Raw genomic sequence first — 13323 nt, forward strand, 5'->3', positions numbered from 1 at the left:
TGCATCAGTAGTCATAATCAGTCGATTCCGCCCGTAAGGGTCGTCTGCTCAGCATAGTCGAGGTGTTTGACGAGCTGCGCGCGCAGCCGGGCACTTACCTCGGCAAATTTAATCGGTGTGGCGTGGTCGCTCAGTTGGGTCATCGCCAGCCCGGCGTAACCGCACGGGTTGATCCGTCGAAACGGCGCCAGGTCCATGTCCACATTCAAGGCCAGGCCATGAAACGAACATCCGTGGCGGATCCGCAAACCGAGGGACGCGATTTTCGCGCCGTCCACATACACACCGGGTGCATCGGGCTTGGCCGCGGCGGTCACGCCGTAACTGGCCAGCAGCTCGATGAGGCAAGCTTCCATGCGGCTTACCAGGTCGCGCACGCCAAAACCCAGCTTGCGCACGTCCAGTAACAGATAAGCCACCAGTTGACCGGGGCCATGGTAAGTCACTTGGCCACCTCGGTCGACCTGCACCACCGGAATATCCCCCGGCAGCAACAGATGCTCAGCCTTGCCGGCCTGGCCCTGGGTGAAAACCGGCGGGTGTTCCACCAGCCATATTTCATCGGGGGCCGAGCTGCCGCGTTCATTGGTGAAACGCTGCATGGCGTGCCAGACGGGCTCATAGGCCATCTGGCCAAGCTCGCGAAAGCCCAAAACGTGCGACATCACAGCACCATGTGCACGAAGCCGGTGGCCCGCAGTTCGCTGTTGATGTTGTAGAGCTGGTCTTGATCAGTCGCAACGATGTGCAACTGGATCGTGGTGTATTTGCCGGTAGAGCTGGAGCGCTCATCCACGCGCTGATCGTTGATGGTCGCGTGCTTGCGCACGATCTCAAGGATCAGGTCTTTACGGCCGACACCGGTATCGCTGATCACCTTGATGGGATAGTCAACCACCGGGAATTCGATCTTTGGCGCCTTTACTTCTTTATCGGTCATGGCGTAACGGCCTCGTAAGCGTAAGCCGTGGCGACGGGCAAAGCCCCGTGTCGGATCAACACGGGGCTTTGCAGGTGCACACAATCAGTTGAACAAGCTGTAGAAGAATAGACGGATGCTATCCCACACGCGGCGGAAGATACCACCTTCGTCGACGGCGTCCAGCGCGATCAGGTCGGCGCTGTGCACCACCTTGTCGTCCAGCTTCACTTCGACCTTGCCGATCACGTCACCCTTGGCAATTGGCGCAACCAGTTGCGGGTTCATGGTCATGCTGGCCGCGAGCTTTTTGAGCTGGCCTTTAGGCATGGTCAGGGTCAGGTCTTCAGCCAGGCCGGCCTTGACTTGCGAGGTTGCGCCTTTCCATACCGGAGCGGTCGCCAGCTCTGCACCCTTCTGATAGAAGGTCTGGGTTTCGAAGAAGCGGAAACCGTAGGTCAGCAGTTTTTGCGTCTCGGCCGCGCGGGCCTGCTCGCTGTTGGTGCCGAATACCACGGCGATCAGGCGCTGGCCGTCACGTACAGCCGAGGACACCATGCAGTAGCCGGCTTCTTCGGTGTGGCCGGTTTTCAGACCGTCGACGGTCTTGTCACGCCACAGCAGCAGGTTGCGGTTAGGCTGCTTGATGTTGTTCCAGAAGAACTCCTTCTGGGAGTAGATCGCGTAGTGCACCGGGTCAACGCGGATGATCGCGCGGGCCAGGATCGCCATGTCGTGAGCCGACGAGTAGTGCTCAGGGTTCGGCAGACCGGTCGGGTTCATGAAGTGGCTGTTGGTCATGCCCAGGTCGGCCACGGTTTTGTTCATCATGTCGGCGAACGCGTCTTCGCTGCCGGCGATGTGCTCGGACAGGGCCACGCTGGCGTCGTTGCCGGACTGGATGATGATGCCGTGCAGCAGGTCGCTCACGGTGACTTGCGAGCCGACCTTGATGAACATGCGCGAACCGCCAGTACGCCAGGCGTTTTCGCTGACGGTCACCGGGTCGTTCTCGCCGATCTGGCCGCGACGGATTTCCAGGGTCGCGATATAGGCGGTCATCAGCTTGGTCAGGCTGGCCGGTGGCAGGCGCTGGTCACCGTTGTTCTCGACCAGCACGTTACCGCTGGCGGCATCCATGAGGACCCAGGCCTTGGCAGCCAGTTGCGGGGAAGCCGGCACCATTTCAACCGCCCAGGCGGCCGGGGTGATGATCAGCGAAAGAAGCAGGCACGTGCGTTTGGCTAAGGTGGTGATGTTCATCCGTCTCTCGAAATTGCTTATGGAAACTTGCCCTCGCGGGCAAAACTTATTCAGACAGCCCGCTACCAGACTGTCACGTGTTCGGTTGCCCGCTCACCCCTTGCCCCTGGGTTTTTATTGTTCAACGAGCCAACAACCACGGCTCAGGCGCGCATGCGAGCCTGAACCATCAATACTTTATTACTCGGCTGTGACCACGCTGGGTTGCCCCAGGTTGGCCATACGCACGCTGTTCTGGACTTGCGCGACTTCGCTCGGCGAGCTGATCGGTCCCATGCGCACCCGGTGCAATGTCTGCTGGTTACGCACGATGGAACTGATGAAAACCGGCGCGTTGACCATACCGCTGAGCTTGGACCTTAACAGTTCCGCCGCATCCGGGTTGGCGAAAGCGCCGACCTGCAGGTATTGGCCACCGGCCAGCGAGGCGCCCGGTGCAGCGTGAGGCACGACCACGGTATCCGGAGCGTGCTGCGCCGGCGGCGGCGTCCACTGTTCGATCTTGCCGGTCGAGGCGGTCACTTGCGGTTGCGCGGTTTGCGGCTCGTTGAGCATCAACGGCGCCGGCTTGCCACGCTGGGCCCAGTACTGGGCCGGGTCGATGCCTTCGACCTTCACGCGCGCGGTACCGGTTTCGGCATAGCCGAGCTTCTTGGCGGCGGCGTAGGACAAGTCGATGATCCGGTCCGAGTAGAACGGCCCACGGTCGTTGACCCGCAGGATCACCGTGCGGTTGTTGTCCAGGTTGGTCACGCGTACATAGCTGGGCAGCGGCAGGGTCTTGTGGGCCGCGCTCATGCCGTACAGGTCATACACTTCGCCGTTGGCGGTGTTCTGGCCATGGAACTTGGTGCCGTACCAGGACGCCGTGCCCGATTGCACGTAGGTCTTGGACTCTTGCAGCGGGAAGTAGCTCTTGCCCAGCACCGTATAAGGGTTGGCCTTGTACGGACCGGTGTGCAGGGTCGGCGTGGCATCCGGGATCTTCGACACGTCGACGTCCCACCACGGCGCGCCGTCTTTGTGCGCGCGGTTGATGTCCAGGCCCGGCTGGGAACGCACCGCGGTGCCGCCGGACTTCTGCGCCGGCCCCCGGCTGGTGGAGCAACTGACGACCAGCAGGGACAACGCGGCGAACGCCACCAGCTTGAGCGGTTGTTTGAACGGCGATACCCGCATTACTTGTTGCCCCGTGCTTGGACCAGCATGTCTGACAGCTGATGCACGGCCATGGCGTACATCACACTGCGGTTATAACGCGTGATTGCGTAAAAATTCTTCAGGCCCATCCAGTATTCCGGGCCGTTTTCGCCTTCGAGGCGGAACGCCGTGACCGGCATCTCGTCGCGTGGCGCATTCTGACTCGACCAGCCCAGCGCCCGCAACTCCCCGACCGTCTTGGCCGGCTCGATGCCCTGGGTCAAACCTTCGTCGGCACGATCACCGGTGACATCGGCGCGCAGCACTACCGGCTCGCCGGCTACCCAGCCGTGGCGCTTGAAGTAGCTGGCCACGCTGCCGATGGCGTCATCGGGGTTGCTCCAGATATTGATGTGGCCGTCTCCGTCGAAATCCACCGCGTAGGCGCGAAAGCTGCTCGGCATGAACTGCGGCAAGCCCATGGCTCCGGCATAGGAGCCCTTGAGGGTCAGCGGGTCGACTTGTTCTTCGCGGGCCAGCAGCAGGAACTCGCGCAGCTCCTTGCGGAAGAAGTCGGCGCGCGGCGGGTAGTCGAAGCCCAGGGTCGACAAGGCGTCGATCACCCGATAGCTGCCAGTGTTGCGGCCGTAGAAGGTTTCGATGCCGATAATGGCGACGATCACCTGGGCCGGCACACCGTATTCCTGCTCGGCGCGGGCCAGCACGGCTTCGTGCTGGCGCCAGAAGTCCACACCGCGGGCCACGCGGGCGTCGGTGAGGAACATCGGGCGGTATTCTTTCCACTGCTTCACGCGCTCGGCGGGGCGGGAGATGGCGTCGAGGATCGCCTGCTTTTTCTGCGCCTCGCGGAACACGCCCATCAGCTGTTCACCGGCAAAACCGTAGTCGCGGGTCATCTCACCGACAAATTCGGCGACCTGGGGTGAACCATCGTAGTCACCGGCCTGCGCCTCTTGCGTCGCGCCCAGCAGCCCAATCAGGCCCATCCAGGACGCATGCCGAGTCGCCCAGCCGCGCATTACTTGCATTGACATCTTCACCTTATTCAAACCTGTGCGATCCATTTGCGATGCGTATGAATCGACATCAAAACCCCAAACGCTGACAGCAATGTCACCAGCGAAGTTCCGCCGTAGCTAATGAACGGCAACGGCACCCCAACCACCGGCAACAGGCCACTGACCATACCGATGTTGACGAAAACGTAAACAAAAAAAGTCATGGTCAGGCTGCCGGCGAGCAGTTTGCCGAACAGCGTCTGCGCCTGCGCAGTGATCACCAACCCACGCCCGATCAACAGCAAATAGATCAGCAACAGCGCGCAAATGCCCACCAGGCCGAACTCTTCGCCCATTACCGCAATAATGAAGTCGGTGTGGCTCTCGGGCAAAAAGTCCAGATGCGACTGAGTGCCCAGTAACCAACCCTTACCAAATACTCCGCCGGAACCGATGGCGGCCTTGGACTGGATGATGTTCCAGCCGGTGCCCAACGGGTCGCTTTCCGGATCGAGGAACGTGAGGATCCGCTGCTTCTGGTAGTCGTGCATAAAGAAGAACCACATGGCCACCGCCACCGGCACGGCGGCCGCCAGCACGCTGAGGATCCAGCGCCAGCGCAGCCCGCCCATAAACAGCACGAACGCACCGCCCGCGAGGATCAGCAACGAAGTGCCAAGGTCGGGCTGGCGCACGATCAGGATAAACGGCACGCCAATCAGGATCAGGCTGATGCCCACGTGCTTGAGCTGCGGCGGCAAGGTGCGCTTTGACAGGTACCAGGCGATGGTGGCCGGCATCAGGATCTTCATGAATTCCGACGGCTGGAAGCGGATCACCCCCGGAATGTTGATCCAGCGGGTCGCGCCCATGGCGTTGTGGCCCATCACGTCCACCACCACCAGCAGCAATACGCCAGCGACATACCCCAACGGCACCCAGCGCGCCATGAAGCGCGGCTCCAGCTGGGCGATCACCACCATCGACAACAGGCCCAGGCCGAACGAGGACGCCTGCTTGATCAGCAAATCCCAGTTCTTGCCACTGGCCGAATACAGCACGAACAGGCTGCCGGCCGCCAGGGTCAGCAGCAGGATCAGCAACGGGCCATCAATGTGCATGCGCTGCAATAACGTCGCGCGGCGACGCATTACATCCTCACTGGAGAGGATGCGGTCAAAATTACTCTTCACTGGCCGTAACCTCGGTGGTGCTTGAAGGGGGGCCGCCATATTCGGGCTTGAGCCTGCCGTCGTCGGCCAACAGCCAGGCGTCCATCACTTGGCGCACCACGGGGGCGGCGACGCCGGAGCCGGACTCGCCGTTTTCGACCATCACCGCCACCACGATTTTCGGGTCGTCGGCTGGCGCAAAACCAACAAACAAGGCGTGGTCACGGTGGCGCTCCTGGACCTTGGAGCGGTCATATTTCTCGCCCTGCTTGATCGCGACCACCTGGGCCGTACCGCTCTTGCCGGCAATGCGGTACTGCGCGCCGATGGCCGCCTTGCGCGCGGTACCACGGGCGCCGTGCATGACCTGCTGCATGCCGTGGTTGACCTTGGTCCAGTCGGACGGGTCGCGCAGCACGATGTCCGGGATCGGGTTGTCATCCACCGGCTTCTCGCCTTCGATGGTCCGGGCCAGGTGCGGGCGGTTCCACAGGCCTTTGTTGGCCACCAGCGCCGTCGCCTGCGCCAGTTGCAAAGGCGTGGCCTGCATATAGCCCTGGCCGATCCCGAGAATCAGGGTCTCACCCGGGAACCACGCCTGGCGGCGGGTCGCGCGCTTCCACTCCCGTGAGGGCATCAGGCCAGGGGATTCTTCGAACATATCCAGGGAGACTTTCTGACCCAGGCCGAACTTGCCCATGTAGGTCGACAAGCGATCAATCCCCAGCTTGTGGGCCAGGTCGTAAAAATAGGTGTCGTTGGAGCGCATGATCGCGGTGTCCAAATCGACATAGCCGTCACCGGTGCGGTTCCAGTTACGGTATTTGTGATCGTAGTTGGGCAGCATGTAGTAGCCCGGGTCGAACACCCGGCTGGAGGCCGTGACCACACCCGCGTCGAGACCGGCAATCGCCACCGCCGGCTTGATCGTCGAACCCGGCGGGTACAGGCCGCGCAGTACGCGGTTGAACAGTGGCCGGTCGATGGAATCCCGCAGCTCGGCGTAGGCCTTGAAGCTGATGCCGGTCACGAACAGGTTGGGGTCGAAGCTCGGCTGGCTGACCATTGCCAGTACTTCGCCGGTCTTCGGGTCCAGCGCCACCACGGCGCCACGTCGGCCGCCCAAGGCCATCTCGGCGGCTTCCTGCAGCTTGATGTCCAGGCTCAGCACAATGTCCTTGCCCGGCACCGGATCGGTACGCTTGAGCACACGCAATACGCGGCCGCGGGCGTTGGTCTCGACTTCCTCGTAACCCACCTGGCCGTGCAACTCCGGCTCGTAGAAACGCTCGATGCCGGTTTTGCCGATATGGTGGGTGCCGCTGTAGTTGACCGGATCGAGGGTTTTCAGCTCTTTCTCGTTGATCCGCCCCATGTAGCCGACCGAGTGCGCAAAGTGCGGCCCTTGCGGGTAATGGCGCACCAACTGCGCCACCACTTCCACGCCCGGCAGCCGGAACTGGTTCACCGCGATCCGTGCGATCTGCTCTTCGGTCAGCTCAAACAGGATCGGCACCGGCTCGAATGGCCGGCGCCCCTGCTTCATGCGTTTTTCAAAGATCACTCGGTCTTCCGGGGTGAGTTGCAGCACCTCGACGATCACATCGAGGATCTGCTGCCAGTCGCCGGAACGCTCGCGGGTCATGCTCAAGCTGAAGCTGGGGCGGTTATCCGCGACCACCACGCCATTGCGGTCGAAAATCAGCCCACGGGTCGGCGGAATCGGTTGCACATGCACCCGGTTGTTTTCCGACAACGTGGAGTGATAGTCGTACTGGATCACCTGCAGGAAATACAGGCGCGCAATCAACACACCCAACAAGGCCACCACCATGACCGCGCCAAATACCACGCGCGCGCGTACAAGACGTGCGTCTTTCTCGTGGTCCTTGATGCGGATCGGCTGGGTCATCGGGAGGGGCGCAGATTATTTGTGGTAAGGGTGCCCGGACAGAACTGTCCAGGCGCGATACAGCTGTTCACCGATCAGAATCCTTACCAACGGGTGCGGCAGCGTCAGCGCCGACAGCGACCAGCGCTGGTCGGCCCGCGCACAGACTTCCGGCGCCAGCCCCTCGGGGCCGCCCACCATGAAGTTGACCGTACGCGAATCCAGGCGCCAGCGATCCAGTTCCACCGCCAACTGCTCGGTGCTCCAGGGCTTGCCGTGCACTTCGAGGGTGACGATGCGCTCGTTGGGGCCGACCTTGGCCAGCATGGCTTCGCCTTCCTGACGGATAAAGCGCGCCACGTCGGCATTCTTGCCCCGGGTATTGAGCGGAATCTCTACCAGTTCCAGCGACAGCTCAGCGGGCAGACGCTTGGCATACTCGTGCCAACCTTCTTCCACCCACTTGGGCATGCGTGAACCGACAGCAATCAGACGCAGGCGCACAGCCGTTCCTTATTCCTGGTCTTTGTTGAGCTTGTCGAAGTGCGCGTGGCCCACTTCCGGGCTGTGGTGCTTGCCGTCGGCGGCACGGCTCTGCTCGGCGCCTTTCCACAGACGCTCCAGGTCGTAGAACTGACGCGCGTTGCTGGTCATCATGTGAACGATCACGTCGTCCATGTCCAGCAGTACCCAGTCGCTGTCGCCCTTGCCTTCTTCACCCAGTGGCTTCACGCCCTGGGCTTTGACGGCTTCGCGAACCTTGTCGAGCATCGCGCCGATCTGGCGGTTGGAGGTACCGGTGGCGATGATCATGAAGTCGGTGATGCTCTGCTTGTCGCGTACGTCCAGCACCTGAATGTCCTGGGCCTTAACGTCTTCCAGAGCGGCAACGGCCACTTTCACCAGCTCTTCGCCAGCCAGTTCCGGGCCAACGTGGGCCTCGACCGGCAGCGGTGCGCTTTTGAAGGTGCCTTTGCGCTTAACTTTGCTTACGTCTTTGTTCGTCATAAAAAACTCGTTTTGCTCATATGTTCGGGCGCTTGCTGCACGAATGTTCGTGCGTTCAAGCGCGCCTTTTCAGTTCGACGCACGGTAAAGCCCGTGCGCATCGATGTAGGCCAGGACCGCGTCAGGCACCAGGAAACGTACCGACTTACCGCTGGCCAGCAGTTGACGGATCTGGGTGGCGGACACCGCAAGCGGGGTCTGCCAGACGAATGCAATATTCCCGTTCGGCCCGGTCAGGGCCAAGGGGTCACTTACCGACCGCGCGGCCAGCAGGTTGCGCAAGGCATCCGGCGGTTCGCTGTCGGCATCCGGGCGTTGCAGAACCAGGATGTGGCAATGCTGGAGGAGTTCCTCCCAGCGATGCCAAGAGGGCAGGCCGCAAAATGCGTCCCAGCCCAAAAGCAGAAACAACTGGTCATCTACGGCCAACTCGGCGCGTATCAGCTCCAGGGTGTCGACAGTGTAGGACGGTTTATCGCGTTTGAGTTCGCGGTCGTCCACCACCAGCGGCGGTATGCCGGTTACGGCCAGGCGCACCATTTCCAGGCGCTGTTGCGCTGACACCTGCGGCGTGTCGCGATGCGGCGGCCGCGCGTTGGGCATCACGCGCAGCTCATCCAGCCCGAGGGCATCCGCGACTTCCAGGGCACTGCGCAAATGGCCGATGTGCACGGGGTCGAAAGTACCGCCGAGCAGCCCGATGCGTTTAGCCATCAAGTGCGCACATGACCGTCGCCGAACACCACGTACTTCTCGCTGGTCAGGCCTTCCAGGCCAACCGGGCCGCGGGCGTGGAGCTTGTCGGTGGAAATGCCGATCTCCGCGCCCAGGCCGTACTCGAAGCCGTCGGCAAAACGCGTGGAGGCGTTGATCATCACCGAAGCGGAATCCACTTCGTTGAGGAAACGCCGGGCATCGCTGAAATGCTCGGAAACAATGGCGTCGGTGTGCTTGGAGCCGTAGGTGTTGATGTGTTCGATGGCTTCGTCCAGGTCGTCGACAATCTTGATCGACAGGATCGGCGCTGTGTATTCGGTGTACCAGTCCAGCTCGGTGGCTTCGATCACGTCCGCGCCCAGCAGCGCACGGGTACGCTCGCAACCGCGTAGCTCCACGCCCTTGTCCCGGTAGATGGCAGCCAGCGGCGGCAGCACGCGATCGGCAATGCCTGCGTGCACCAGCAGGGTTTCCATGGTGTTGCACGGGGCGTAGCGGTGGGTCTTGGCGTTGTCGGCGATGCGGATCGCCTTGTCGATGTCGGCGGCGATGTCGATGTAGACGTGGCACACGCCGTCCAGGTGCTTGATCACTGGCACCTTGGCATCACGGCTCACGCGCTCGATCAGGCTCTTGCCACCGCGCGGCACGATTACGTCGACGAATTCCGGCATGGTGATCAGCGCGCCCACGGCCGCACGGTCGGTGGTTTCCACCACCTGCACCACTTCGGCTGGCAACTCGGCCACGGCCAGGCCCTGCTGGATGCAGGTGGCAATCGCGCGGTTGGAGTTGATGGCCTCGGAACCGCCCCGCAGGATGGTGGCGTTGCCGGACTTGAGGCACAGGCTCGCGGCGTCGATGGTCACGTTCGGGCGCGACTCATAAATAATGCCAATCACGCCCAGGGGCACGCGCATCTTGCCGACCTGGATGCCGGACGGCAGGTAACGCATGTCGCGGATTTCACCGATGGGGTCAGGCAGCTTGGCGACCTGACGCAGGCCTTCGATCATGTCGTCGATGCGGGCCGGGGTCAGCGCCAGGCGGTCCAGCAGGGCCGGCTCCAGGCCATTGGCGCGGCCGTTGGCCAGGTCCAGTTCGTTGGCGGCAGCCAGCTCGGAGCGCGAAGCATCCAGAGCGTCGGCGGCGGCCAGCAACGCACGGTTCTTCTGCGCAGTGCTCGCACGGGCGATCAACCGCGAGGCCTGACGGGCAGCGCGACCCAGGCGGGTCATGTAGTCAAGAACGGACTCAGTCATGGTCAGGGAGTCTTGGCAAAGAGGAAAGCGGCAGATTATAGCTGTGACGCAGCGCGACTGACAGCGGTGAGGGGCGGATGGTCGAAATGAACTGTAAAAACCTGGGGTTCAGCGGTAATTAAGGTGGGAGTTGTTATTATTCGGTCACATTTAGCCGTATTTACCTCTGACCGCCATGCCCCAACTGCCCTCCAGCGCCCTGCCCGACTGCTTCTTCGACCGCGATGCGCAACTGCTCGCGCGTGAACTGCTCGGAAAAGTCATCCGTCATCGAGTCGGTGAAACCTGGCTTTCGGCGCGAATTATTGAAACCGAAGCCTATTACGTGGCCGAAAAAGGCAGTCACGCTTCACTTGGCTACACAGAAAAGCGTAAGGCTTTGTTTCTGGATGGTGGCCATATCTACATGTATTACGCCCGTGGCGGTGATTCGCTGAACTTCAGCGCTCAAGGCCCGGGCAATGCCGTGTTGATCAAATCGGCTTATCCGTGGGTGGACGAAATCTCCGGCCCGGCCAGCCTGGCGCAAATGTTATTGAACAACCCAAATGCCGATGGCAGCCCGCGCCCCACGCAGAAACTGTGTGCCGGCCAGACCCTGCTGTGCAAAGCCCTGGGCCTGAAAGTGCCGATGTGGGACGCCAAGCGCTTCGACCAGGAACTGCTCTACGTCGACGACGTGGACCAGGCGCCGACGCAGATCATCCAGACCACCCGCCTGGGCATCCCCAGCGGGCGTGATGAACACTTGATGTATCGCTTTGTCGATGCTGGCTATGCGCCTTATTGCACGCGGAACCCGCTGCGCCGGGGCCAGGTCGAAGGGCGGGATTATTTTTTGATTTGAACAGTGAAGCCCGCAGCGCAACAGTTCCAATGTGGGAGGGAGCTTGCTCCCGATGGCGGTGTATCAGTGAAGGAGTTTTGACTGACCCACCGCCATCGGGGGCAAGCCCCCTCCCACAATTGATCTCCAGTGTTTCGGGTTATGGATTACCAAGAGGGAGTGACGTTTTATGGGCCAATGGCTCGATAGCATTACCGGCTGGCTGACCGTTAACCCGCAGTGGCTGGCGGTGGCGGTGTTTATCGTCGCGTGCGTGGAATGCCTGGCCATCGCCGGGCTGATCGTGCCGGGCACGGTGTTGCTGTTTGCCATTGCGGCGCTGGCCGGCAGCGGCGCGTTGTCGCTGAGTGAAACCTTGCTGCTGGGCTTTCTCGGCGGGCTATTGGGCGATGGTGTTTCCTACTTCCTCGGGCGACATTTCCATCAAAACATCCGGCGCCTGCCCGGCCTGCGTCACCACCCGGAATGGATGAATGGCGCGGAGTCCTACTTTCACAAGTACGGCATCGCCAGCCTGTTGGTCGGACGTTTCATCGGCCCGCTGCGCCCCATGCTGCCAATGGTGGCGGGCATGTGCGACATGCCGTTCCCGCGCTTTGCCGCCGTGAGCGTGCTGGCCGCCGCCGGCTGGTCGGTGGCCTATCTGCTGCCGGGCTGGGCGACCGGCGCCGCGTTCCGCCTGCCGTTGCCGGAAGGTTTCTGGCCGGAAGCGGGGATTGTCGCCGCGTGTCTGGCCGTGGTGGTGGGGCTGAGTTTGAACAGCAGCCTGCGCGGCCATCGCCGCACCACCATGTGGATCGGCTGCGCCAGCCTGGTGTTGTTGATCGCGCTGTTTATCGGCTACCCGCACCTCAACGATTTCGACCAGGGCCTGAGCGCGCTGGTGCAGGAGCATCGCAGCCCGTGGCTGGACGAGGTGATGGTGCGGATCACCCAACTGGGTGAGTTCAAGAAGATGTTCGTCGCCAGCGCCGTGTTCACCGGCCTGCTGCTACTGGCGCGGCAATGGCGGCATGCCGTGTTTGTCGGCGCCACCCTGGCCGGGGCGGCGGTGATCAATACCGGCACCAAGCTGTTTTTCGCACGTGGCCGCCCGGAAATTCTTACAGACCCGTTGACCAGTTTCAGCATGCCCAGCGGCCACGCCTCCGGCGCGTTTGCGTTTTTCCTGGCGTTGGCAGTGTTGGCCGGGCGCGGGCAACCCACGCGACTGCGCCTGACCTGGATGCTGATGGGCTGCATTCCCGCAGCATTCATTGCCCTGTCGCGGGTTTACCTCGGCGCCCATTGGCCTTCGGACATTCTGGCCGGCACGCTGCTGGCAATGACGGTGTGTGCGTTCAGCCTCGCCGCAAGCCAGTACCGCAGCCCGCTGCCGGCGATGTCGCAGAAAACCTGGTGGTTACTGTTGCCGGCGCTGGTGGCGGTGCTGAGTTTTATCGCCCTCACCGGCACCTCCCACGCCCTGCTGCGTTACGCCTACTGAGTGAAGAGCTCGCCTTGCAGCTCGTCGAGCAGCATCTGGATCGCATCCAGGCGCTGCTGGGGGTCGTCGAGTTGCAGCAGGTCGAGCTTGTCGGCCTCGGTGAACGGCAGCAGATACGCCAGCTGATTGCCCAGGGCTTGCTGGCCATCGGCGTGGGCGTCCATGTCCAGCGAGGCGACCATCGGGTGTTCGGCCAGGGCCTGGAGCAAGGCCAGCAGGTCGGCGTCTTCCTCTTCCAGTGGCTGGTCGGGCAGTTCTTCCAGCCACTGCACCTCGGCCACCAATAGCTGGTCTTTCTGCACCCCGGCGTCACGCACGCGAAAGCGCCGGCCACCTTCGACACGAATCCCCAGCAGGCCGTTGTCCTGCTGCTTGAAATCGCGGATCAACGCTTCGCAGCCGATCAGCGCGTAGCCGTCCGGGGCCATGCCCACTTCCCGGCCGTCGAGGATGCACACCACCCCGAAGCTTTCGCCCTTTTTCATGCAGCGGCTGATCATGTCCAGATAGCGCGCCTCGAACAGCTGCAGGTCGAGGGTGCAGCCAGGGAACAGCACGGTATTGAGTGGGAACAGCGCCAGACTCATAAAGGTTTCCTT

General features: G+C 62.2%; 14 protein-coding genes. 2 read left to right on the forward strand and 12 right to left on the reverse strand.

Features of this window, described 5'->3' with window-relative positions; genetic code table 11:
* Positions 1–17: 17 nt before the first annotated feature.
* The 11 genes from lipB to AC0IYH_RS16200 all read right to left on the reverse strand — a co-directional run bounded on the left by lipB (position 18) and on the right by AC0IYH_RS16200 (position 10391).
* Positions 18–665 (reverse strand): lipoyl(octanoyl) transferase LipB, encoded by a 648-nt coding sequence (lipB, locus tag AC0IYH_RS16150; protein ID WP_471835093.1) that lies wholly within the window; start codon positions 663–665, stop codon positions 18–20.
* Complete coding sequence (locus AC0IYH_RS16155) at positions 665–940, reverse strand: DUF493 domain-containing protein (RefSeq protein WP_015886061.1); 276 nt, start codon at positions 938–940, stop codon at positions 665–667. The genes lipB and AC0IYH_RS16155 overlap by 1 nt, the downstream gene beginning before the upstream one ends.
* A gap of 84 nt (positions 941–1024) precedes the next feature.
* Positions 1025–2182, reverse strand: coding sequence for a D-alanyl-D-alanine carboxypeptidase family protein (locus AC0IYH_RS16160; RefSeq protein WP_065910075.1), 1158 nt, complete (start codon positions 2180–2182; stop codon positions 1025–1027).
* 180 nt (positions 2183–2362) lie between these two features.
* Positions 2363–3361 carry a septal ring lytic transglycosylase RlpA family protein gene (locus AC0IYH_RS16165; RefSeq protein WP_116629395.1) on the reverse strand — a complete coding sequence of 333 codons (999 nt, stop codon included), beginning with the start codon at positions 3359–3361 and terminating at the stop codon, positions 2363–2365.
* Positions 3361–4371: a lytic murein transglycosylase B gene (gene mltB, locus AC0IYH_RS16170; RefSeq protein WP_116629396.1), complete on the reverse strand. Its 1011-nt coding sequence runs from the start codon at positions 4369–4371 to the stop codon at positions 3361–3363. The genes AC0IYH_RS16165 and mltB overlap by 1 nt, the downstream gene beginning before the upstream one ends.
* Before the next feature lie 17 nt (positions 4372–4388).
* Entirely contained in the window at positions 4389–5492 is a 1104-nt protein-coding gene (rodA, locus tag AC0IYH_RS16175) for a rod shape-determining protein RodA (RefSeq protein ID WP_050442794.1), read from the reverse strand.
* Between the two features lie 31 nt (positions 5493–5523).
* Positions 5524–7425: a penicillin-binding protein 2 gene (mrdA, locus tag AC0IYH_RS16180; RefSeq protein ID WP_116629397.1), complete on the reverse strand. Its 1902-nt coding sequence runs from the start codon at positions 7423–7425 to the stop codon at positions 5524–5526.
* Positions 7426–7440: 15 nt separating this feature from the next.
* Complete coding sequence (gene rlmH / locus AC0IYH_RS16185) at positions 7441–7908, reverse strand: 23S rRNA (pseudouridine(1915)-N(3))-methyltransferase RlmH (RefSeq protein ID WP_003176297.1); 468 nt, start codon at positions 7906–7908, stop codon at positions 7441–7443.
* A 9-nt stretch (positions 7909–7917) separates the two neighbouring features.
* Positions 7918–8412, reverse strand: a complete 495-nt coding sequence (gene rsfS, locus AC0IYH_RS16190; RefSeq protein WP_003176298.1) for a ribosome silencing factor — start codon at positions 8410–8412, stop codon at positions 7918–7920.
* A 69-nt stretch (positions 8413–8481) separates the two neighbouring features.
* Positions 8482–9126 (reverse strand): nicotinate-nucleotide adenylyltransferase, encoded by a 645-nt coding sequence (gene nadD / locus AC0IYH_RS16195; protein ID WP_471835096.1) that lies wholly within the window; start codon positions 9124–9126, stop codon positions 8482–8484.
* Positions 9126–10391 (reverse strand): glutamate-5-semialdehyde dehydrogenase, encoded by a 1266-nt coding sequence (locus AC0IYH_RS16200; RefSeq protein ID WP_122774080.1) that lies wholly within the window; start codon positions 10389–10391, stop codon positions 9126–9128. Before AC0IYH_RS16200 ends, nadD begins: the two co-directional genes overlap by 1 nt.
* 175 nt (positions 10392–10566) lie before the next feature.
* Between AC0IYH_RS16200 and AC0IYH_RS16205 the strand changes: the two genes are divergently transcribed.
* Positions 10567–11238, forward strand: coding sequence for a DNA-3-methyladenine glycosylase (locus AC0IYH_RS16205; RefSeq protein WP_116629400.1), 672 nt, complete (start codon positions 10567–10569; stop codon positions 11236–11238).
* Positions 11239–11407: 169 nt separating this feature from the next.
* Entirely contained in the window at positions 11408–12724 is a 1317-nt protein-coding gene (locus tag AC0IYH_RS16210) for a bifunctional DedA family/phosphatase PAP2 family protein (protein ID WP_116629401.1), read from the forward strand.
* On the opposite strand, the gene AC0IYH_RS16215 is transcribed toward AC0IYH_RS16210, so the two are convergent.
* Positions 12718–13311, reverse strand: a complete 594-nt coding sequence (locus AC0IYH_RS16215) for an LON peptidase substrate-binding domain-containing protein (RefSeq protein ID WP_116629402.1) — start codon at positions 13309–13311, stop codon at positions 12718–12720. The genes AC0IYH_RS16210 and AC0IYH_RS16215 overlap by 7 nt on opposite strands.
* Positions 13312–13323 lie beyond the last annotated feature (12 nt).

The sequence above is a fragment of the Pseudomonas sp. AC463 genome (assembly GCF_979253585.1).